Origin of the sequence: Neorhizobium sp. AL 9.2.2 (assembly GCF_013317225.1) — a bacterium.
GTDB classification, from domain to species: domain Bacteria; phylum Pseudomonadota; class Alphaproteobacteria; order Rhizobiales; family Rhizobiaceae; genus Neorhizobium; species Neorhizobium soli.
The window spans coordinates 315846-336785 of the sequence record NZ_JAALXU010000007.1 but is presented as its reverse complement, the minus strand read 5'-3'; the positions used below and the strand labels follow the sequence as shown (position 1 = coordinate 336785).

Below are 20940 nucleotides of genomic sequence, written 5' to 3'. Positions count from 1 at the left end.
CGATGGAAAAATTCGTCCTCTATATCGCCAATAAGAACTATTCGTCCTGGTCCTTCCGGCCGTGGATTGCGCTCACAGCTGCCGGCGTTCCTTTCGAGGAAGTGCTGATCCCGTTCGATTATCCGGCAGGCAATCCACGCTACAAGACGATCTCGCCCAATGCCCAGGTGCCGGTTCTGCATCATGGCGACGTGCGCGTCTGGCAGTCGCTGTCGATCATCGAATACGCAGCCGAGCTGTTTCCGGAGAGCGGGCTCTGGCCGACATCCTCTGCGGATCGTGCCGTCGCCCGTTCCATCTCGATGGAGATGCTCTCGGGCTTTCGCGCGCTGCGCAATGCCTGCCCGATGAATTTTCGCCGGCCGAAGCGGCGTATCGAGCTTGCCGATGGGGTGATGGAAGACGTCGCGCGCATCTCCACGATCTGGCGGGAATTGCGGGCAAAATCCGGCGGTCCGTTCCTGTTTGGCGAATTTACCGCAGCGGACGCGATGTTCGCACCGGTCGTCAATCGCTTTGCGGTCTATGATCTGGTAGACGACGCCGACACGCTTGCGTATATGGAGGCAATGACGTCGCATCCGGCCTGGGTTTCATGGCAGGAAGCGGCCCTTCAGGAGACAGCAATCGTCGAAGAAGACGAGGCCTGAGGTGTTTCGGCGTGGTTTGCGAAAAAATCCCGCCAATATCCCTGCAGGGACTGGTCAAGTACCCGGTTGGCATGTATAAGCGCGCCAAATTTCCGAGATCGAGACATGGAATGTTCGGCCTCAGTTCCGGCCGGAAATCCCTGTTTTGCACGAAGTGGAGTAACGAAAATGGCTGTACCTAAAAGAAAAACGAGCCCGTCGAAGCGCGGTATGCGCCGCTCTGCTGACGCTCTCAAGACCCCGACATTTGTCGAGGACAAGAACTCCGGCGAACTGCGCCGTCCGCACCATATCGATCTCAAGACCGGTATGTACCGCGGCCGTCAGGTTCTGACGCCGAAGGAAAGCGCATAAGCTTTTCTGATGATTGCTTGAAAGGCCGGCTTTGCCGGCCTTTTTTGTTGCGCGCTCGGTAAGGCGCGTTTCTTCCCGCAGCAGGTGCCGTTCAGGTGCTCATGCTGTCGAGACGACCCTGAAGCGCGCGGAGCTGCTCCTTCAGTTCGTCGATGTCCTTGGCTTCCGCCTTCTTGCCCGATGGTGGGGCGGACTGGTGCGGCGTCGCGGCACCGGCAAAGGGCGCGAACATCTGCATGGCCTGACGGAACATGTCCGTATTGCGCCGCACCTGTTCTTCCATCATCTGCATCGGAAGGTGCAGGTTCTTGGCGATCGGCGTGTCGCCAAACGCACTCGTCATCTGCTCGCGCATCTGCACCTGCTGGTCCGTAAACGTCTTCATCGAGTGTTCGAGGAAGGTCGGCACCACCATCTGCATCTGATCGCCGTAATAGGAGATCAGCTGTCGCAGGAAGGACACCGGCAAAAGCGTGTTTCCGGTCTTCGACTCCTGCTCAAAAATGATCTGGGTCAGAACCGAGTGCGTGATGTCCTCGCCCGTCTTGGCATCCTGAACCGTAAATACCTCGCCCTTCTTGACCATTTTCGCCAAGTCTTCGAGCGTCACGTAAGTGCTTGTTCCGGTGTTGTAGAGACGCCGGTTAGCGTATTTCTTGATCGTCACGTCACCTTCGGTCTTTGCCATGATTTCCCTCCACTTCGCCATTCGCGCGATTATTAGTGCTTGGCATCTTCTCCCGCCTCGAATGTAAGCTTAAATTGGCGCAACTGACAATCGATTTGTGCGCCGCGATGGATCACCATGCTGCGCAGCAAATCGATGAAAAATCGGGTTTTTCGGGCGAAAACCGGGCGTTTGACAGGGCGCACAGGCTTTGCCAGTCTCGGTGCCAAGAAACGGAAAGAGGAGACATCATGTCCAATCCATCCATCGTTATCGCAGCCGCAGCACGAACGGCCGTCGGCTCGTTCAATGGCGCATTTGCAAACGTCCCCGCACACGAACTCGGTGGCGCGGTGATCAAGGAGGTGCTGGCGCGCGGTGGCGTGGAGGCGGGTGAAGTGGACGAGGTCATCATGGGCCAGGTCCTTCCTGCCGGCGAGGGACAGAACCCCGCCCGCCAGGCGGCGATGAAGGCCGGGGTGCCGCAGGAGGCGACGGCCTGGGGCGTCAACCAGCTCTGCGGTTCCGGTCTTCGTGCGGTCGCACTGGGCATGCAGCAGATCGCGCTCGGCGACGCCAAAATCATCGTCGCGGGAGGCCAGGAATCCATGTCGATGGCCCCGCATTGCGCACATCTGCGCGGCGGCGTGAAGATGGGTGATTTCAAGATGATCGATACGATGATCAAGGATGGCCTGACCGACGCGTTCTACGGCTATCACATGGGCATCACCGCTGAAAACATCGCCCGACAGTGGCAGTTGTCGCGCGAGGAACAGGATCAGTTCGCGGTGTCCTCGCAAAACAAAGCGGAGGCAGCGCAGGTTGCTGGCCGCTTCAGGGACGAGATCGTTCCGTTCCTGATCCAGACCCGAAAGGGCGATGTTCGCGTCGAAAACGACGAATACATCCGTGCCGGTGCGACTTTGGAGGGGATGGCGAAGCTTCGGCCGGCCTTCGATAAGGAAGGCACAGTGACTGCCGCCAACGCATCTGGCCTCAACGATGGCGCAGCCGCGGCGTTGCTGATGACGGAGGACGAAGCCGGTCGTCGTGGCATTGCGCCGCTCGCGCGCATCGTCTCCTGGGCCACCGCCGGCGTCGATCCGCAGATCATGGGAACTGGCCCCATCCCGGCTTCGCGTCGCGCGCTGGAAAAAGCCGGTTGGAAAATCGGCGATGTCGACCTGATCGAAGCGAATGAGGCGTTTGCCGCACAGTCCTGCGCGGTCACGCGGGATCTGGGCCTCGATCCGTCGCTCGTCAACGTCAACGGCGGAGCGATCGCCATCGGTCACCCGATCGGTGCGTCGGGTGCGCGAATTCTCAATACGCTGCTGTTCGAAATGAAGCGCCGTGGCGCGAAAAAGGGGCTTGCGACGCTCTGCATCGGGGGTGGTATGGGCGTCGCCATGTGTCTGGAAGCGCTCTAGCACTCGGTGGCAGCTGCCCACGTTATCGGCGTAAGCAGTTCCGTTACGCTGACGGCGGCGACGGTATGAAAGGAAGTTTACATGGCGCGTATCGCGTTGATTTCAGGAGGCACGCGCGGCATCGGGGCTGCGATCAGCACTGCGATGAAAGCGGCAGGCTATTCGGTCGCCGCAAATTTTGCGGGCAATACCGAAAAGGCCGCTGAGTTTCACGCGGCGACGGGCATTCCGGTGTTCCAGTGGGACGTGTCGGATTACGATGCCTGCGTGAAGGGCATCGCTGAAGTCGAAACGCAGCTCGGGCCTGTCGACGTCCTCGTCAACAATGCCGGCATCACCCGCGACGGCATGTTTCACAAGATCACGCCACAGCAGTGGAAGGAGGTCATCGATACCAACCTGTCCGGGCTGTTCAACATGACCCATCCGGTCTGGCCCGGCATGCGCGAGCGCGGCTTCGGCCGCATCATCAACATCTCCTCGATCAATGGCCAGAGGGGCCAGATGGGGCAGGTGAACTATTCTGCCGCCAAGGCGGGCGATCTCGGCTTCACCAAGGCGCTGGCTCAAGAGGGGGCCTCGAAGAACATCACCGTCAATGCGATCTGCCCCGGCTATATCGGCACCGACATGGTGCGTGCCATCCCGCAAAAGGTGATGGACGAAAAGATCATCCCGCAGATACCTGTCGGACGGTTGGGCGAACCGGAAGAAATCGCCCGCTGCGTGCTGTTTCTGGCCTCTGAAGAAGCCGGATTCATTACCGGCTCGACGCTCAGCGCAAATGGCGGTCAGTATTTCGCCGGGTAAGCGGATACAAAAAAACCGGCGCCCATGGGACGCCGGTTTCTATTCTGCGACTAAACGCAGGACTTAGCGGCAACGCGCTTCGTATGTACGGCCATAACGGTCGCGATAGACGCAGTAACCGTTGCGCTTCTGCGATTCGCCGATAGCAGCGCCAACCAGACCGCCGCCGACAGCGCCGACTGCAGCGCCACCCCAGCTGTTGGTCACAGCGCCACCGATAACGGCGCCCGAAGCAGCACCGATTGCAGTGCCCTTTTCAGTGGATGTGCAGGATGCCAGCATTCCGACGAGAGCGCCGACGAGCAAAACTTTTTTCATGTCACTTTCCTTCCCTTGGTAACGTGCGGCTTCGCCGCTTTTAGATCCTGCCCATCAGCAGGAGGATGATGATAATCAGCACAACAAGGCCGAGACCGCCGGACGGACCATAACCCCAGTTCCGGCTGTGCCCCCAATTCGGCAGCGCGCCAATCAAAAGCAAAATCAGTACGATAAGTAGGATGGTTCCGAGCATAGGATTGTACTCCGCTGACCTACCGGCTCGACATGTCCGGTTGGGATTGCCGAGAAAACGTAGCATGGGAACTTTTGTTCCACTCACCACTAGCTTGCCCGTGGGGTGTGGTTAACGGGTTACACTTTGGCCATGCGTCGGAAAGCCGGGTAATGTTCGAAACAGATCGGGAACGCTCCGGAATCCGCAATCGTCGCCGATTCGTTCACGTTTGTTCGAACGAAACTGGCTTGCGTATCGTACACATGTTGATCCTGGAAATCGTGGTCTCGCCTTGTCGAGGACAACATATCGGCTTGCGTTTATCGTCGAGCATGGCCATCTGATACTGCGATTGCGTTTCCGTGGAGGATCGCATCGGCGGATAAGCAGGAACTGGCTTTGCATTCTCAGCCCATGATTCTCAGCGGCCGCGGCGTCACGGCCGTGCTAGGCCCCACCAATACCGGCAAGACCCATTATGCCATCGAGCGCATGGTTGCGCACGGTTCCGGCGTCATCGGTCTGCCCCTTCGCCTGCTTGCACGCGAGGTCTATACGCGTGTCGTGGAGAAAGTCGGCTATCACAATGTGGCGTTGATCACGGGTGAGGAAAAGATAACGCCGCATATGGCGCGCTTTTCCGTCTGCACCGTCGAAGCGATGCCGCGCGAGACAAAGGCCGCCTTCGTCGCCATCGACGAGGTACAGCTGGCCGGCGATCTCGAGCGCGGGCACATCTTCACCGACCGCATCCTGCATCTTCGCGGACGCGAGGAGACGTTGCTGCTGGGCGCCGGCACCATGCGGCCGATCCTCGAACGGCTGCTTCCCGGGATCACCGTGGTCGAACGGCCGCGTCTGTCGCAGTTGTTTTATGCCGGCCAGAAAAAGATCACCCGCCTGCCGCAGCGTTCCGCCATTGTCGCCTTCTCCGCTGAAGAGGTCTATGCGATCGCCGAACTGATCCGCCGCCAGCGCGGTGGTGCGGCCGTGGTGCTTGGCGCCTTGAGCCCGCGGACACGCAATGCACAGGTCGCTCTCTATCAGGAAGGCGATGTGGAATATCTGGTCGCAACCGATGCGATCGGCATGGGCCTCAATCTCGATGTGGATCACGTTGCCTTCGCTCAGGATCGCAAGTTCGACGGCTATCAGTTCCGCAACCTTAATCCGTCCGAACTGGCGCAGATTGCCGGGCGTGCCGGCCGCCATGTGCGCGACGGAACCTTCGGCGTGACCGGACAGGTCCAGCCTTTCGACGACGAACTGGTCGAGCGGATCGAGGGTCATCATTTCGAGCCGGTGAAAGTGCTGCAGTGGCGCACGAAAAGCGTCGACTATTCCTCGCTTGCCGCTTTGCGTGCCAGTCTCGACCGACCGCCGACCGTGGCAGGCCTTGCCCGCGCGCTTCCGGCAATCGATATCCAGGCGCTCGACTATCTTTCGCGCTACGCAGAAATCCGCGATACGGCGACAACGCCGGAGCGGGTCGAAAAACTGTGGGAGGCCTGCGCTCTGCCGGACTATCGGCGGATTGCCCCTGCGCAACACGCAGACCTCATTTCGACTCTTTTCTCGGATCTTGTGCGCTTCGGCACGGTGAACGAGCAATTCATGGCAGAACAGGTTCGCCGCGCCGACCGGACCGACGGAGAAATCGACACCCTGTCGGCCCGAATCGCGCAGATTCGTACCTGGACCTATGTTTCGAACCGCCCTGGCTGGCTTGCCGATCCGACACACTGGCAAGAAAAGACACGGGAAATCGAGGATAGGTTGTCGGACGCGTTACATGAACGGTTGACGAAACGCTTTGTTGATCGCAGGACATCTGTGCTCATGAAGCGCCTAAGAGAGAATGCGATGCTGGAAGCTGAAATCAGTGTGAATGGGGATGTCTTCGTCGAAGGCCATCATGTGGGGCAATTGGCTGGATTCCGATTCACGCCTATAGCCGGCACGGAGGGTCCAGATGCAAAGGCCGTCCAGGGTGCCGCGCAAAAGGCGCTTGCGCTGGAGTTCGAGGCACGCGCCGCGCGGCTTTATGCATCCGGCAACAACGACCTTGCTGTCGGCTCGGACGGTTCCGTGCGCTGGCTCGGCGAACCTGTCGGCCGGCTTGCGTCAAGCGACCATATCATGCGCCCGCGCCTGATCCTGCTTGCCGACGAGCAGTTGACCGGCAATGCCCGCGAACACGTCGTTGCGCGCATCGAGCGTTTCGTGAACCATCATATCGCGACCGTGCTGAAGCCGCTGGACGATCTGTCGCGCGCTGAAGACCTGCAGGGTCTCGCCAAGGGCCTGGCCTTCCAGCTGGTCGAAAACCTCGGCGTCATGTTCCGGCGCGATGTTGCCGAAGACGTGAAGACGCTCGATCAGGATGCGCGCGCTTCGATGCGCCGCTACGGCATCCGCTTCGGCGCCTACCATGTGTTCATGCCGGCGCTGCTGAAGCCTGCTCCGGCGGAGCTTATCACGCTTCTCTGGGCGCTGAAGAACGACGGCATCGACAAGCCGGGTTACGGCGATCTCATTCCGGCGCTTGCTGCCGGCCGCACATCGGTCGTCGCGGATCCTGCTTTCGAGCGTACCTTCTACAAGCTCGCCGGTTTCCGCTTCCTCGGCAAGCGTGCCGTTCGTATCGACATTCTCGAGCGTCTGGCCGATCTCATCCGTCCGCTGCTGCAGTGGAAGCCGGGCTCCAGCCCGCGTCCGGAAGGCGCCTATGACGGTCGCCGCTTCGTGACGACGACAGCCATGCTGTCGATCCTCGGCGCAACGCCTGACGATATGGAAGAAATTCTGAAAGGCCTCGGCTATCGCGCCGATGCCGTGAAGCCTGAAGAGGCGCAGGCATTCCTGGCTGGCCAGGAGCCAGCTGCGGCTGCCCCTGCCACGCCAACGGCTGCAGCAGACGAGGCCGCACCGACTGCCGAAGGCGATCAGGTCGAAGCAACCGAAGCTTCCGCTGAGGTTGCGGCGCCTGCCGAGGCTGCTGCTTCTGCAGAAGACGCTGCTCCTGCAGAAGACGCTGCAAGTGAAGAAGCTGCGGCGCCTGACGTCGCCGCGTCCATGGAAGCTGAAACCGTTGAGGCAACTGCAACGGCCGAGCCGGACGCTCAGGCCGAGACAGCCGCCTCGACTGAAGCTGCCGCTGCCGTCGAACCCGAAGAAGCAAAGCCTGTTCTCCTGTGGCGCCCGGGTGGCGGTCGCGAGAATAGCCAGCGCCAGGGTGGTCGGCCACAGCAGGGTGATCGCCGTGGTAACGGCCAGGGTCAGCGCAATGCCGGTGCTGCCTCAGCAGGCCGCACCCAGGAAGCCCGCCCCCAGGGCGAAGCCGCTCCCAAGGAAGGCCGCCGCGATGGTCGTCGGGATGGCGAGCGCCGTGACGGTGGTCGTCCGAACCGCGACAACAACAACCGTCGTCCTGAAAACCGGGGCGATCGTTCCGAGCGCGGAGATCGTAACGATCGTCCGGACCGTAACAAGGGACCACAGCCCGCTCGCTTTGAGGCCAAGCCACCGCGCAAGGAAAAGCCGATCGATCCGGATTCGCCCTTTGCCAAGCTTGCTGCTCTCAAGGAGCAGATGAAGAAGTAGGCGCATGGTTGAAAAAGAGCTGCATGCAGGTTCGCGACAGCGCATCGACAAGTGGCTCTTCTTCGCGCGCATGGCAAAGTCACGCTCCATCGCGCAGTCGCTGATCCAGTCCAACTGCATCCGCATAAACGGCGCGCTGGTTTCTCAACCGAGCTATCAGGTCAAGACCGGGGACCGCCTCGACATCAAGCTGGAACGGCGCGATGTCGTTCTGGTCGTCAAGTCCGGTGGTGATCGGCGGGGTCCATTCGAAGAGGCGCGGCTTCTCTACGAAGATCTGACGCCGCCTCCGGAGGAACGCCAGAAGTTGACGGCGTTCGAGCAGGCGCAACGCCTGCCGGGCTCCGGGCGTCCGACGAAGAAGGAAAGGCGGGAGACCGAACGCCTGTTTCCCGAAGCGGGCGAAAACTAGGTTTAGAAAATCCGCCCTCAAGACCCGGTTTTTACGCACGGTTTATTCTTGCGCAGTTGCAGCAAAGGCATTAGGTGACACTCGAAAAGCATGACTTCCTTGAGTGCTGAAGCCTGCCGGCTTTTCGCCTGCCGCACCTTTCGTCGGCAGCGTGCCGCAATCTGCGATATTCGGAGTTTCGCATGACATTCGTCGTGACAGACAATTGCATCCGCTGCAAATACACAGACTGTGTCGAAGTATGCCCGGTCGATTGCTTCTACGAAGGTGAGAACTTTCTGGTCATTCACCCGGACGAATGCATCGATTGTGGCGTCTGCGAGCCTGAATGTCCGGCTGAGGCCATCAAGCCTGACACGGAACCAGGTCTCGACAAGTGGCTGAAGGTGAACTCCGACTTCGCGCAGATCTGGCCGAACATCACCGTGAAGCGGGATCCGCTTCCGGAGGCCAAGGAAATGGACGGCGAAGAAGGCAAGTATGAAAAGTATTTCTCGGCAGAGCCAGGTTCCGGCGATTAAACCCGGATGGTGACGGTGCGCCCGTCACCCGCTCGAATCAGCTGTCTTTTGGTTGGGCACTGTCCGACTGTCACGCGGCTTGCAAGAATAAAAGCAAATTATTGATTTCCGCACTTTTTTGTGGTAGAGCTTACTCACTGTTCCACAAGGTGGCACTCGCGTGCCCGAAAAACATCACGAAAGAAACAGATCGCTCCCCGCGTTCCCCGTGACATTGCAACACTTTGATGTTGTCGTCGCCGTTTCGCGAGTTGGTCTGTTTTTGCGCGCGTTGTCGGATCAGTATGGAGTGACCCGACGGTTTCCCCCGTCTCATCCGGGCCTGACAGACCCGGTTTCCCCAGACCCGATAAAACGGGTGAGTCAAAGGGAGTTTGTGAATCGAATGACGACCCAACTGAAAAAGAATTCTCCCGCACGCCAGGGCTTTAGAACTGGTGAATCGATTGTTTATCCTGCGCATGGCGTCGGCACGATCACCTCTATCGAAGAACAGGAAGTCGCGGGCATGAAGCTCGAGCTTTTCGTGATCGATTTTGAAAAGGACAAAATGCGCCTGAAGGTTCCGGTCGCCAAGGCCTTGAGCATCGGCATGCGCAAGCTCTCCGAGACGGATTTCGTCGAACGTGCACTGAAGGTGGTCCAGGGCAAGGCCCGCGTGAAGCGCACGATGTGGTCGCGTCGCGCACAGGAATATGATGCCAAGATCAATTCCGGTGATCTGATTTCCATTGCAGAAGTGGTGCGCGATCTTTTCCGCGCCGAAAACCAGCCCGAGCAGTCTTATTCCGAGCGTCAGCTGTATGAAGCGGCGCTGGATCGCATGGCGCGCGAAATTGCCGCCGTCAACAAGATGTCCGATACGGAAGCTGTTCGCCTGATCGAGGTCAACCTTGCCAAGGGTCCCAAGCGCGGCAAGACAGTCGAGGAAGATGAAGCTCAGGAAGAAGAAGCAGCCTGATTTTGTCTCTGAAAGACAACACCAAAAACCCGGCCTAGTGCCGGGTTTTTTGTTGGAACCTTTACAACACAAGCGCGTTAACCCGCCGGAACGGCGAATTTAATGCTGCATCGTGCTGCGTGTTCTCCGTCCTAACCAATAGCGGGGCGATTGCCTAACCGGTCCAAGACCTCCGCGAGACACTTGAGGGACATCGGCAGAAATTCGCAAAAATCAAGGCTGGAATATCGGTAATCCCGCAATTCAGCGTTTTTTTTGGTTCTGCCCTTTGTCGATCACGGCACCACGGAGAACACTATGACAGCCATGTCCGCAGACCGCACAATGATCAAGATAGCGATGTCGGCTCCGTATCTCGCCCGCGAGGAAGAGCGTGATCTGGCAATCCGTTGGAAAGACCGCCAGGATCAGGGCGCTCGAAACCAGATTGCACTCGCCCACATGCGTCTCGTCATCGCGATGGCGTCGAAATTCCGTGGGTTCGGTCTACCCATGAGCGATCTCGTTCAGGAAGGTTATGTGGGATTGCTCGAGGCTGCGGCAAGGTTCGAACCGGCCCGCGATGTCCGCTTTTCCACATACGCCAGCTGGTGGATCCGTGCCTCCATGCAGGACTATATCCTGCGCAACTGGTCGATCGTTCGCGGTGGTACGAGTTCAGCCCAGAAGGCGCTGTTCTTCAATCTGCGCCGCCTGCGCGCAAAACTTGCCCGCGGCGACTCCAACCTCACGGCCCAGGCCATCCATGAGGAAATTGCCGTCGCACTCGGCGTCAGCGTTTCCGACGTGCAGACAATGGATGCCCGTCTCTCCGGCAATGACTCGTCGCTCCAGGCTCCAACGATTTCCGGTGATGCCGACAGTGGCGAACGCCTCGACATGCTGGCCAGCGGCGAACCACTGCCGGACGAACAGGTTTCGGGCATGATTGATGGCGAGCGTCGCCTGAAATGGCTGCAGGGTGCCCTCACCAAGCTCAACGACCGCGAAAAGATGATCATCCGCGCCCGCAGGCTGACGGATGACGGTGCGACGCTGGAAGCGCTGGGTGCCAAGCTCGGAATTTCCAAGGAGCGTGTGCGGCAGATCGAAAGCCGCGCGATCGAGAAGCTGAAGTCGGCACTCGTCACCGCAAATCCGCAGATGGCGCTTGTGTCCTAAACACACTGTGCCCGCGCCGCTCTGGCGGTCGCGACATCTCGATACGATGCTTTAAAGCGCGCAGGCCCTTGAAACGGCCTTCGCGCTTTGAAGCTTTTATACAAGCCTCATTCGGAAATGATTTTGACTTTTTGGCCCGGCGACAATGTCGCGCCGACCGGAATGGCGTTGATCAGCTTGAACAGGTCCAGCTTGCGGTCTGTGCCCATCATCCGGCTTGACAGCGATGCCATCGTATCCTGCGGCCCAACGCTTACGACGCGGACGCGGAGCGGCTTCAGCGACGCGATTTCAGGCTGTGTCATGCGGCGGAAGCTGTTGCGCAGGATTTGTGCGGTCGTGTCGAGTGCGGGACTGCCCTTCGGGACCGCCGTCAGGAACCGGAAGATCTGGTCGTTGACCTTGATCACGGTCACGTCGAAATCCCAGCGTTCGGCGGATGCGCGTGCGGTCGCGGCCGGCAGGCCGTTGACAGTCGTCTCGCGCACGGTTTCCGGCTGAAGCCCGGCCACCCAGCCGCTGGTCAGATAGTTGGGCAAGCTGCTGGTGTCGCCAGCGGCGACGCCGTCGAAACGGATCGCGGTTTCGCCAGGTCCTGTCGCGAGAACCGCTTCCACCTTGTTGTCGATGCGGAAGTCCGGCGGAACGTCGAAGCGTATTCCAAGGCCCCCGTGCAGGAAGGTCTGGCCGCGGACATAGCCCTCCTGTGGGCTGTCGCCATAGAGAAGACCATCGATGCCGGCGAGGAAATAGTCGCGACCCTTGTCGCCGACGCCTTCCTGGCCGAAATTGCGGGCGTGCCTGCGGGCCAGATCGACGCGTTGGGCGGAATTCGGGTGGCTGGACAGGAAGTCCAGGCTCTGGTCGCTGTCGGGATCGACCGCCGAGTAGCGCGCATAGGCCGCCATTGAATCGAGGAAGCGCGCAGCGGCGTAAGGGTCGTAGCCAGCTTCGCCCAGCATCCGCACACCGATCACGTCCGCCTGCAGTTCCTGCTGGCGGGAGAAGGCTGCCAGCCTCAGCTTGCCGCGGGCAAGCGCCTGCTTGCCAGCGATGTCGCTCGAGAGAACTTCGGCGACCACCCGGCTGGCGATTACTTCAGCTTCCTCGCGCCGCTGCCGTTCGATCCCGTGATTGGCGGTCACGTGGCCCATCTCGTGCGACAGCACGGCCGCAACTTCCGAAGCGTCGTTGGCGAGCGCCAGCAGTCCACGCGTGACGTAGAGATAGCCACCCGGCAGGGCGAAGGCATTGATCGCCGGGGAATTGAGGATAGTGATGCGGAAGGATTGCGTCGGATTTTCCGAAACGGCGGTCAGCGCACCGGCAATCCGGGCAACCAGCCGTTCGGTCTTTGCGTCACGATATTCGCCGCCGTAGCTTGCAACGATACGGGGATGCTCGCGTGCACCCATCTGCGCCCGCGGATCGTTCTTCTGCACTTCGTCGACGATCTGAGGCGAGTCTGATGGAGAAACGTTCGGCGTATAGGCTTGGTCGAACACGGACTGACAGCCTGCGAGTGCTGCACCTGCGAGCAACACGACGGCAAAGCGTCCCCAACGGCGCGATGCGCTGGTCTGCCCGGTCCTGCCGGGTGTCGCGTCCTCGCGTGTTTTGATCCGTGTCTTCTGCACCGTCAGTCCCGTTCACCTTCGCTTCGTACCGATTTTCGCATCGCATGCACAGATAAAAGAGATAGGTTCAGCCGGCGCGTTTGCAATTGACTTCTGATAAACCAAGGCGATGACATCGCCGCAAGACCAAATTGTGGCACTGCGATAACGTTGGTTTTCGCCTGTCTCTATTCGTGACGACGCTCCGTCGACTGGCCTCTAGCGGGCGTAAGGAATAGCCGTGTTTGCGGCGGAGTTCACGATCGTGCCATCGTCGACGGCGACCACCACATCGGCAAGCTTTTGAACCTCGGCGCGGTCGTGGCTGACGATCACCACCGTATTGCCGGTTTCGCGGTGCAGGTCCAGAAGCAGCGATGCCATCGAAGCCCTGAGTTCGGGATCAAGCGCCGCAAACGGCTCGTCCATCAGCAAAACGGGCCTCTTTCGCACCAGTACCCGCGCGAAGGCCGCGCGTTGCCGCTCGCCGCCGGACAGCGTTCCCGGTTTGCGCGTCTCGAAGCCGGCAAGCCCGACGCGGTCGAGTGAGTGCGATATTCTCATCCTGTCCTCACGCGAAAGCTTCAGGGACGGATCGACGCCGAGACCGATATTGGTGAGGAGGTCGAGATGGGCGAACAGATTGTTGTCCTGGAACACCAGCGAAATCGGCCGCTGAGACGGGTGCGCGTGGGTCACGTCCTCGCCCGCGATCAGGACGCGGCCGGACTCAGGTATCTCGAAGCCCGCGATGAGGTTCAGCAGTGTCGACTTGCCCGAACCCGAGGGGCCGGTCACGGCAGTAATCGCGCCGCCGGTCATGGCAATATCGAAGCTGAACCGTTTGCTGCCGAGTTGCAGCGCGATCTTTTCCAGGCGGATGCTGTCAGCCATCGTATTCCCTTCGGCGGCGAAGACTTCCGAGGATCGTCAGCGCCAGACATATCACGCCTAAAAGCAGGGCAAGCCCGTCGGCGTCGTTGGTTCGGTAGCTGGATAGTCGGCTGTAGACGAGCCAGGGCAGGGTCGTCAGTTCCGAGGAGCCGAACAGGGCCACGGCTCCGAGATCGCCGAGCGAGAGCGCCATGGCAAACGACAGTGCCGTCAGGACAGGGCCGATCAGGAAGGGCAGGTCGATCCGCCGCAATCGCGAAAGGCCTGATACGCCGAGGCTCGCGGCCAGCCGTGCCGTCTGCCGCCGATGATCCTCGATCGAGGGCTCCAGGACCCGCATCACGAAGGGCAGCGCCATCAGCATGTTGATCGCCGCGACCAGTGCCGGGGCAAACCGCGAGACATCGCCAAACGGGCGAAGCAGCAGGAACCAGCCTGTCCCGATCACCACCGGCGGCACCAGCAGCACCAGCGACGACGTCGCGCCGAGCATCGCCGCCAGTCCACGCGCCGGGATGCCGGGATGGCGGAGGTCTCTTATGGCAATGCGCGCATGGATGATCGCCAATGCAACGCTGACGGCCAGCAGCCCGGACAAGAGCGCGATCGACAGGCTTGTATAGGCCGCGTTGAGGAAGGCGGGGCTTGAGGCCAGCCGCCAGAGATCGGCCTTGATGCCGGCTAGGAAGATCGAGGCAAGCGGCAGGACGAGAAACAGGGTCGCAGCGAGGATGGTCGAGCCGTCCCACAGCCTTGCGCCCCATGTGCGTCCATCGAAGCGGCGGGTGGCGCGGCCGGCGGTCACATGTGTGCCGTCGGGGGCGGGGAGAAACGCGAGGGCGGCGAGGATCAGGCCGGTTACCGCAATCTGCAGCACCGCCAATCCGATGGCGCGGGGCGGATCGAAATCGAAGCGCAGCGACTGGTAGATCGCTACTTCCAGTGTCGTTGCCGCCGGCCCGCCACCGAGGATGAGGACCAGCGTGAAACTGGTGGCGCAGAGCATGAAGATCAGCCCGGCAATGCCTGGCACGACGCGGATCAGGGCCGGGCCTTCGATGAAACGGAAGATCGACAGGGGCTTCATGCCGAGGCTGGTGGACAGCAGCCAGTATTCGGCCGGCTGCCGCTCAAGCGCCACGAGAAACAGCCGGGCGGCCAGCGGCAGGTTGAAGAACACGTGGGCCAGAAGAATGCCGGTCAGGCCGTAAATGCTGATCGGTTGCTCCAGCCCCAATGTCGATAGGAGGCCGTTCACCGCGCCCTGGCGGCCCCAGATGCCGATCAGACCCAGCGCCCCGATCAGAACCGGCAGGCCCATCGGCAGCGCCATCAGCCGCACGATCCAGACGCGGCCGATGAAATGTGGCCGTCTCGCCAGTGACAGCGCTACGGGAAGGGCAAGGCATACGGAGAACAAGGTCGATAGCGCCGCCTGCCACAGCGTGAACTGCAGGATGCGGCCGGTATAGGCCGTGAACAATTGCCCCTGCGTTTCAGGGGCATCCCAGAGCAGCAGGGCCGAGACCGCGATGCCGACGAAAAGCGCGATCGCGCCGAGGCTCAGCACCCCGCCGGAAATCCCTCGTCTTCGCTCGGCAGCGGTCAGCAGCATACCCGATTCAGCCGATCAGTTCATGCTCATGGCGTTGAGCCATTCGTCGATCCATGCCTGGCGGTTCTTCGCGACTTCGTCAGATCCCATCAGGAATGTCTTTTCCGGCTTAACCAGCTTGCCGAAAGCGTCTGGCAGCGGTTGCGACGTCTTCGTCACCGGCATCATCCAGTTGGTGGTAGGGATCACATCCTGGAAGCCCTGCGACACCATGAACTTCAGGAAGTCACGGGCGAGATCCTTGTCACGGGCGCCCTTCAGCATGCCGGCCACTTCGATCTGAACGTAATGTCCCTCGGAAAAAGCAGCCGCCTGGTAACGGTTCTCGTTCTCCTCCACCATGTGGTAGGCAGGCGAGGTCGTATAGGACAGCACCATCGGCACTTCGCCCTTGGTAAACAGGCCGTAGGCTTCAGACCAGCCGGGGGTGACGGTCAGGATGCGGCCCTTCAGCTTTGCCCAGGCTTCCGGCGCCTTGTCGCCATAGACGGATTTCATCCACAAAAGCAGGCCGAGGCCGGGTGTCGAGGTGCGCGGATCTTCGATCGCGATCTTCTGCGACGGATCGCCTTCCACCAGTTCCTTCAGGCTCCTCGGCGGGTTCTTGATGGTCTTCGTGTCGTAGACGACGGCGAAATGGCCGTAGTCATAGGGCAGGAACGTATCGTCGGCGTAATTGCCGGGAACGCTGATGCCGCCATTCTCTGACGATGCCTGCAGTCCATGCGGTTCGAACAGGCCGGTGGCCTTGGCCTCCGAAATCAGGTTGGTGTCGAGCCCAAGCGCGATATCGGCCTTGGTCGTCTCACCCTCCAGCTTCAGCCGGGTCAGAAGTGCGACGCCATCGGCGACAGCCACGAATTCGACCTTGCAGGCGCAGGTCTTTTCGAAAGCGGCCTTCACCTTGGGGCCAGGGCCCCAGTCGGCGGTGAAGCTTTCATAGGTGTAGATGGTCAGCACCTTGTCTTCGGCCTTGGCGGCCGGCGACAGGATGATGGTGGCCGCAGCCACGGTGAGCGATAGCAAGAGTTTGCGCATCAACGCCTCCTTCAAAATCAATCTACAAGGGGAATAGGCGCTGAGCGTGAGCCGTCTAATCCCTCCGCCGGTGTTAGCCGGATCAGGTTCCGCGGGTTGGCTGAAAGCCTCTCAGCCGCACGTTACCGCGCAGCACCCCGTTAGAGCGGGAGTAGATGTAACGGTGAAGGAATTGTCTGGCAAGTGGTGTCGAACCCTGCCGTCTTGCGTTCAGGGCCAAAGGACCGAAAGGCATCGTGCGATAGCAGTCTCGATAGCAAGAAAGCCGCCCGGCGTGCCGGACGGCTTTCTTGCTAGTAGTTCTTTGACAACAAGGTTCAGGCGTTGAGCGCGTAGCCTGACTGGGAGTCGTTGCGGAATATCTTGAGGTCACGCGGCACGATCGCCATGCCGCCAAGACGGTTGGCGATGGCATAGTCGATTGTCTGCTCTACCACATGCGGCATCACGGGCTTGGTCAGAACGCCGAGCGATCCCTCGACGCCGTCTTTCACGTCTTCCGGATTGGCCGTCATGAAGATGACCGTCAGGCCGTATTCGGCAGCGAGTTCGCGCCCGATTTCCGGACCTGTGCGGCCATCGGCGAGATTGACGTCGACCAGCGCGATATCGGCGTATGCACCGAGCGACAGGGCGTGCTTGCGGGCGCTGGCAAAGCCTGCAACCTTGAGACCCATGCTCTCGACAGTCTCGGCAACATCAAGCGCGATCAGGAATTCGTCCTCAACGATCAGAACGCGCTGTTCCATTGCATCACTCGCCAGCCGACGACGCATCACATTAGTCAGCATTGGACATTCCTAACCGTTTTGTTTCCATCTGGTCGGCATGTCGGCATTCATACCGCACTACGCATTTCGACCACTTGATGGATGCCGAACGTCACCGGGGAATGTTTGTTCCGGCTCCCGACAAATAAAACGGTGGATGTTTATTTGTTAAGTATAGGAATTCTTTAACTATCCTTCAATCTGTTCTCTGAGCATCTCGAGTTCCAGCCATTCTTCTTCCATTTTGGCGACGCGATCGCGCAGTTTTGCCGTTTCTGCGGCGAGCTTTGAAAATGCCGACGGGTCTTTGGCAAAGAGTTTGGGATCGGCCATCTTGCGTTCGGACGTGGCGATGTCGTCCTGTGCCTTCGCCATTTCCTTGGGAAGGTTTTCGAGCGCGAATTTCTGCTTGAACGAAAGCTTGCCCTTTGCCTTAGTGACACCGGGCGCACTGCCTTCGGTCTTTGCCTTTTCCGCCTTATCGGCGCGGCGCTTTTCGTCGGCCATGCCTTTGCGCTGCTGCAGCATGTCGGTATAGCCGCCTGCATATTCGATCCAGCGTCCATCCGGCGCATCCGGGTCTACCGGAGCGATCGTCGAGGTCACGGTGCGGTCGAGAAAGTCGCGGTCATGGCTGACGAGAATGACGGTGCCGGCATATCCCGCAACGATTTCCTGCAAGAGGTCCAGCGTCTCGATGTCGAGGTCGTTGGTCGGTTCGTCGAGGATCAAAAGGTTCGATGGTTTTGCCAGCATGCGGGCCAGCATCAGCCTTGCGCGCTCTCCGCCGGAGAGGTTCTTGATCGGCGTGCGGATCTGTTCCGGCTGGAACAGGAAGTCTTTCATGTAGCCCGCCACATGCCGCTGTTCGCCGTTGACCAGCAGCGTTTCGCCGCGGCCGTCTGTCAAGTAATGGGACAGCGTGTCGGCGGGATCGAGGTCCTCGCGCTTCTGGTCGAGCGTGGCAATCTCGAGATTGGTGCCGAGCTTGATCCAGCCGCCGTCGGGGGCGAGCTGGCCCGTCAGCATCTTCAGCAGCGTCGTCTTGCCAGCACCATTCGGGCCGACCAGGCCGATCCGGTCGCCGCGATGGATGCGGATCGAGAATGGCGCGACGATCGGCTTGTCATAGGTCTTGGTGATGTTTTCCGCTTCCACCACCAGCTTGCCGGACTCGCGACCTTCGGCGACGGAGGCCTGAACGGAACCCTGCGGCCCCTTGTGGCCGCGGTAGTCGGCACGCATGGACTGCAGCTCGCCGACGCGGCGCATGTTGCGCTTGCGCCTTGCGGTCACGCCGTAGCGCATCCAGTGTTCTTCACGCTCAATCGCCTTGCCGAGCTTGTGCTGCTCGATCTCTTCCTCTTCGAGAACCTGATCGCGCCAGGCTTCGAAATGGCCGAAACCGCGCGACAGGCGGCGGGAGGTGCCGCGGTCGAGCCAGACTGTAGCGTTCGACACCTTTTCGAGAAAGCGACGGTCATGGCTGATGACGACCAGTGCGCTACGGGTCTTGCGCAGCTCGTCTTCCAGCCATTCGATGGTCGGCAGATCGAGATGGTTGGTCGGCTCATCCAGCATCAGGATATCAGGTTCCGGTGCCATGACGCGGACAAGTGCTGCACGTCGCGCCTCGCCACCGGAAAGCCTGACCGGGTCTTCCTCGCCTGTCAGGCCCAGATGCTCCAGCAGATAGGTGACGCGGTAGGGGTCGTCGCCCGGTCCAAGCCCCGCTTCCGCATAGGCCTGCACGGTTTTGAATCCAGCAAAATCCGGCGCCTGTTCGAGATAGCGGATCGTCGCATTGGGGTGCCGGAAAACCTCGCCGGACTGTGCTTCCACCATGCCGGCGGCGATCTTCATCAGCGTCGATTTGCCCGACCCGTTGCGGCCGACGAGAGAAATCCGGTCTCCCGGCTCCACCTGCAGGGCAGCTCCGTTGAGAAGCGGCGTGCCGCCGAAGGTTAGAACGATATCGTCGAGTTTCAGAATAGGCGGTGCCATGCGGCGTCTATGCTCCGGAAAAATCGTTTGGGCGGGCAAGGATCATCGCCTTGCCGTCACGTAAATGGAATTGGACCGGCCCTTCTGCAACGTTGGACACGGTGCGGGAGGAACCGAAGGGCAGCGCGTAATCCTTGAGAGGATAGCGCGCGCCGTGAATGTCGAGGCCTGCGAGGGCTGTGAAACCGATAACGGAAAACAACGCGCCCTTGGGCAGGTCGAGCGTCATCGTGCCGGTGAGAAAGGGCACAGCCTCTTCCTCGCCGGATGTCAGGAAAACGTCATGGCCGCGTTCGGCAAGGCTCATCGCATGCAAAAAATGCTGGAGCGCGTGGTCGGAGCGTTCTCCGCCCAGCGCGCCGATCAGGATCAGCCGCGTCGCGCCGCGTTCGATCGCTTCAGCCGTCGCAATCTCGCCGTCCGTCTCGTTCTTTTCCGGCGGATAGGTCCGGCGCTCGACATCGGGATAGCGCTCGATCAGGTCTGCGTCGGAGGAATCGAAATCGCCCACCCAGAGCTCCGGCATCACACCCAGCGCCTGCGCATGCCGCATGCCGCTGTCGGCCGCGATGAAGCGGCTTGCGGCAACTGCCTTTTGCAGTCGGTCTGTTACGGTGAGGTCACCGCCGAGCAGGATCGTGAAGGTCGAGTTGGCCATTGCCCATGCCCATATCCTAAAGCGGCTGGCAAGGGAAAGGCGCGTGTCGCACTGTTCGTGCGAAAGCGGTCATTTTTGCTCCCATTGACGGCGGGCGTGGCAAGGATTATTTGAAAAGTCGAAATTCCGTGGTGATTTGGCCGGCCGGCTTGCAGCCACGTAAAAAAAGTCGCTAAAGGGCCGCGAGAAGAGTTTCAAAAACTTCCCACGGGCCGGCTGCGATTCTTCGTGCCGGCTTTTTGTTTTTGGGTTGAAGAGATGCCGATCAAGATCCCCGATACGCTGCCTGCCTTCAATACGCTCGTTTCCGAGGGCGTGCGCGTGATGACCGAAACGATGGCGGTCAGGCAGGACATCCGGCCACTGCAGATCGGGCTTCTCAACCTCATGCCCAACAAGATCAAGACCGAAGTGCAGATGGCGCGCCTTGTCGGCGCTTCGCCGCTGCAGGTCGAGTTCTCGCTGGTTCGCATCGGCGGCCACAAGGCCAAGAACACATCGGAAGATCATCTCCTGTCGTTCTACGAGACGTGGGAAGAGGTGAAGCGCCGCAAGTTCGATGGTTTCATCATCACCGGCGCGCCGGTGGAAACCCTGCCCTACGAGGACGTCACATACTGGCAGGAGATGAAGGAAATCTTCGACTGGACCACCACCAACGTGCATTCCACCATGAATGTCTGCTGGGGGGCGATGGCCGCCATCTATCATTTCCACGGCGTTCCAAAGCACGGGCTGAAGGAAAAGGCATTCGGGGTCTATCGCCACCGCAACCTGTCGCCGGCGTCGGTCTATCTCAACGGTTTCTCCGACGATTTCCAGGTTCCGGTGTCGCGCTGGACGGAAGTTCGTCGGGAGGATGTTGAAAAGGCCGGCAACGATCTCGAGATCCTGATGGAATCGGACGAAATGGGCCTCTGCCTCGTGCATGAGCGGGCCGGCCGGCGGTTGTTCATGTTCAATCACGTGGAATACGATTCCACCTCGCTCGCCGACGAGTATTTCCGCGATGTCGATGCCGGCATACCGATCAAGATGCCGCACGACTATTTTCCGCACAACGACGATACGCTGGCTCCGCTCAACCGCTGGCGCGGTCATGCGCATCTGCTGTTTGGAAACTGGATTAACGAGATCTACCAGACGACGCCTTACGACCTCGAAAAAATCGGCACCGAGTGATCGAGACCGGTTTCTGCCCCGTCATCCTTGCTGGATGAGAGCCTGACGGATTTTTCGGCTGGCCTCGTTGCAGCTTTGACCGAAATCACGCAGTT

Annotated in this window: 20 protein-coding genes and 2 riboswitches; of the genes, 10 read left to right on the top strand and 10 right to left on the bottom strand. The window is 60.3% G+C overall.

The annotated features are described in order from the left end of the window. Positions 1–2 precede the first annotated feature (2 nt). Positions 3–650, top strand: a complete 648-nt coding sequence (locus G6K99_RS16565; RefSeq protein WP_174197185.1) for a glutathione S-transferase family protein — start codon at positions 3–5, stop codon at positions 648–650. Between the two features lie 168 nt (positions 651–818). Then, a complete protein-coding gene (gene rpmF / locus G6K99_RS16560) occupies positions 819–1004 on the top strand; it encodes a 50S ribosomal protein L32 (RefSeq protein WP_062462189.1) in 186 nt (61 codons plus the stop codon). A gap of 91 nt (positions 1005–1095) precedes the next feature. Here rpmF and phaR read toward each other — a convergent pair whose 3' ends face one another. Next, on the bottom strand, positions 1096–1692 hold the full coding sequence (gene phaR / locus G6K99_RS16555; RefSeq protein ID WP_174197184.1) for a polyhydroxyalkanoate synthesis repressor PhaR: 597 nt from the start codon (positions 1690–1692) through the stop codon (positions 1096–1098). Between the two features lie 230 nt (positions 1693–1922). On the opposite strand from phaR, the gene G6K99_RS16550 reads away from it, so the two are divergent. Both G6K99_RS16550 and G6K99_RS16545 read left to right on the top strand, forming a co-directional pair. Beyond that, entirely contained in the window at positions 1923–3104 is a 1182-nt protein-coding gene (locus G6K99_RS16550; protein WP_113165659.1) for an acetyl-CoA C-acetyltransferase, read from the top strand. Positions 3105–3185: 81 nt separating this feature from the next. Beyond that, positions 3186–3914, top strand: coding sequence for a beta-ketoacyl-ACP reductase (locus G6K99_RS16545; RefSeq protein ID WP_174197183.1), 729 nt, complete (start codon positions 3186–3188; stop codon positions 3912–3914). A gap of 63 nt (positions 3915–3977) precedes the next feature. Here G6K99_RS16545 and G6K99_RS16540 read toward each other — a convergent pair whose 3' ends face one another. Both G6K99_RS16540 and G6K99_RS16535 read right to left on the bottom strand, forming a co-directional pair. Next, positions 3978–4232 carry a glycine zipper domain-containing protein gene (locus tag G6K99_RS16540; RefSeq protein WP_062462199.1) on the bottom strand — a complete coding sequence of 85 codons (255 nt, stop codon included), beginning with the start codon at positions 4230–4232 and terminating at the stop codon, positions 3978–3980. Positions 4233–4272: 40 nt separating this feature from the next. Further along, the gene (locus G6K99_RS16535) at positions 4273–4428 is read right to left on the bottom strand and encodes a DUF3309 family protein (protein WP_082471964.1); all 156 of its coding nucleotides are present in this window, start codon (positions 4426–4428) and stop codon (positions 4273–4275) included. 375 nt (positions 4429–4803) lie between these two features. On the opposite strand from G6K99_RS16535, the gene G6K99_RS16530 reads away from it, so the two are divergent. From G6K99_RS16530 to G6K99_RS16510, 5 genes are all read left to right on the top strand, one after another. Beyond that, positions 4804–8013, top strand: a complete 3210-nt coding sequence (locus G6K99_RS16530) for a helicase-related protein (protein WP_174197244.1) — start codon at positions 4804–4806, stop codon at positions 8011–8013. 4 nt (positions 8014–8017) lie between these two features. Beyond that, positions 8018–8425 (top strand): RNA-binding S4 domain-containing protein, encoded by a 408-nt coding sequence (locus tag G6K99_RS16525; RefSeq protein WP_062462206.1) that lies wholly within the window; start codon positions 8018–8020, stop codon positions 8423–8425. A 182-nt stretch (positions 8426–8607) separates the two neighbouring features. Further along, a complete protein-coding gene (gene fdxA, locus G6K99_RS16520; protein WP_062462209.1) occupies positions 8608–8946 on the top strand; it encodes a ferredoxin FdxA in 339 nt (112 codons plus the stop codon). Positions 8947–9331: 385 nt separating this feature from the next. Continuing rightward, positions 9332–9907 (top strand): CarD family transcriptional regulator, encoded by a 576-nt coding sequence (locus G6K99_RS16515; protein ID WP_062462212.1) that lies wholly within the window; start codon positions 9332–9334, stop codon positions 9905–9907. A 297-nt stretch (positions 9908–10204) separates the two neighbouring features. After that, positions 10205–11068 (top strand): RNA polymerase factor sigma-32, encoded by an 864-nt coding sequence (locus G6K99_RS16510; RefSeq protein WP_062462213.1) that lies wholly within the window; start codon positions 10205–10207, stop codon positions 11066–11068. Positions 11069–11175: 107 nt separating this feature from the next. On the opposite strand, the gene G6K99_RS16505 is transcribed toward G6K99_RS16510, so the two are convergent. The 7 genes from G6K99_RS16505 to G6K99_RS16475 form a co-directional block, all read right to left on the bottom strand. Then, a complete protein-coding gene (locus G6K99_RS16505) occupies positions 11176–12690 on the bottom strand; it encodes a M48 family metalloprotease (protein WP_174197243.1) in 1515 nt (504 codons plus the stop codon). Between the two features lie 213 nt (positions 12691–12903). Beyond that, positions 12904–13578 (bottom strand): ATP-binding cassette domain-containing protein, encoded by a 675-nt coding sequence (locus G6K99_RS16500; protein WP_174197182.1) that lies wholly within the window; start codon positions 13576–13578, stop codon positions 12904–12906. Next, on the bottom strand, positions 13571–15193 hold the full coding sequence (gene thiP, locus G6K99_RS16495; protein WP_174197181.1) for a thiamine/thiamine pyrophosphate ABC transporter permease ThiP: 1623 nt from the start codon (positions 15191–15193) through the stop codon (positions 13571–13573). Before thiP ends, G6K99_RS16500 begins: the two co-directional genes overlap by 8 nt. 15 nt (positions 15194–15208) lie before the next feature. Then, a complete protein-coding gene (gene thiB, locus G6K99_RS16490; protein WP_371816212.1) occupies positions 15209–16246 on the bottom strand; it encodes a thiamine ABC transporter substrate binding subunit in 1038 nt (345 codons plus the stop codon). Positions 16247–16273: 27 nt separating this feature from the next. Then, positions 16274–16381, bottom strand: a riboswitch (TPP riboswitch). 167 nt (positions 16382–16548) lie between these two features. Continuing rightward, positions 16549–17022, bottom strand: coding sequence for a response regulator (locus tag G6K99_RS16485; protein WP_174197179.1), 474 nt, complete (start codon positions 17020–17022; stop codon positions 16549–16551). Positions 17023–17190: 168 nt separating this feature from the next. After that, positions 17191–19005, bottom strand: coding sequence for an ABC-F family ATP-binding cassette domain-containing protein (locus G6K99_RS16480; RefSeq protein WP_113111689.1), 1815 nt, complete (start codon positions 19003–19005; stop codon positions 17191–17193). 7 nt (positions 19006–19012) lie between these two features. After that, positions 19013–19663: a thiamine diphosphokinase gene (locus G6K99_RS16475; protein WP_174197178.1), complete on the bottom strand. Its 651-nt coding sequence runs from the start codon at positions 19661–19663 to the stop codon at positions 19013–19015. A 118-nt stretch (positions 19664–19781) separates the two neighbouring features. Continuing rightward, a riboswitch (SAM riboswitch) is annotated at positions 19782–19859 on the top strand. 62 nt (positions 19860–19921) lie between these two features. On the opposite strand from G6K99_RS16475, the gene metA reads away from it, so the two are divergent. Next, the gene (gene metA, locus G6K99_RS16470) at positions 19922–20845 is read left to right on the top strand and encodes a homoserine O-succinyltransferase (protein ID WP_174197177.1); all 924 of its coding nucleotides are present in this window, start codon (positions 19922–19924) and stop codon (positions 20843–20845) included. The last annotated feature ends 95 nt before the right edge of the window (positions 20846–20940 follow it).

Coding starts and splice junctions, on each gene's coding strand:
- G6K99_RS16515 (WP_062462212.1), top strand. CDS start 9,332: ATGACGACCCAACTGAAAAAGAATTCTCCCGCACGCCAGGGCTTTAGA.
- fdxA (WP_062462209.1), top strand. CDS start 8,608: ATGACATTCGTCGTGACAGACAATTGCATCCGCTGCAAATACACAGAC.
- G6K99_RS16500 (WP_174197182.1), bottom strand. CDS start 13,578: ATGGCTGACAGCATCCGCCTGGAAAAGATCGCGCTGCAACTCGGCAGC.
- phaR (WP_174197184.1), bottom strand. CDS start 1,692: ATGGCAAAGACCGAAGGTGACGTGACGATCAAGAAATACGCTAACCGG.
- thiP (WP_174197181.1), bottom strand. CDS start 15,193: ATGCTGCTGACCGCTGCCGAGCGAAGACGAGGGATTTCCGGCGGGGTG.
- G6K99_RS16565 (WP_174197185.1), top strand. CDS start 3: ATGGAAAAATTCGTCCTCTATATCGCCAATAAGAACTATTCGTCCTGG.
- metA (WP_174197177.1), top strand. CDS start 19,922: ATGCCGATCAAGATCCCCGATACGCTGCCTGCCTTCAATACGCTCGTT.
- G6K99_RS16550 (WP_113165659.1), top strand. CDS start 1,923: ATGTCCAATCCATCCATCGTTATCGCAGCCGCAGCACGAACGGCCGTC.
- G6K99_RS16480 (WP_113111689.1), bottom strand. CDS start 19,005: ATGGCACCGCCTATTCTGAAACTCGACGATATCGTTCTAACCTTCGGC.
- G6K99_RS16545 (WP_174197183.1), top strand. CDS start 3,186: ATGGCGCGTATCGCGTTGATTTCAGGAGGCACGCGCGGCATCGGGGCT.
- rpmF (WP_062462189.1), top strand. CDS start 819: ATGGCTGTACCTAAAAGAAAAACGAGCCCGTCGAAGCGCGGTATGCGC.
- G6K99_RS16485 (WP_174197179.1), bottom strand. CDS start 17,022: ATGCTGACTAATGTGATGCGTCGTCGGCTGGCGAGTGATGCAATGGAA.
- G6K99_RS16475 (WP_174197178.1), bottom strand. CDS start 19,663: ATGGCCAACTCGACCTTCACGATCCTGCTCGGCGGTGACCTCACCGTA.
- G6K99_RS16535 (WP_082471964.1), bottom strand. CDS start 4,428: ATGCTCGGAACCATCCTACTTATCGTACTGATTTTGCTTTTGATTGGC.
- G6K99_RS16540 (WP_062462199.1), bottom strand. CDS start 4,232: ATGAAAAAAGTTTTGCTCGTCGGCGCTCTCGTCGGAATGCTGGCATCC.
- G6K99_RS16525 (WP_062462206.1), top strand. CDS start 8,018: ATGGTTGAAAAAGAGCTGCATGCAGGTTCGCGACAGCGCATCGACAAG.
- G6K99_RS16510 (WP_062462213.1), top strand. CDS start 10,205: ATGACAGCCATGTCCGCAGACCGCACAATGATCAAGATAGCGATGTCG.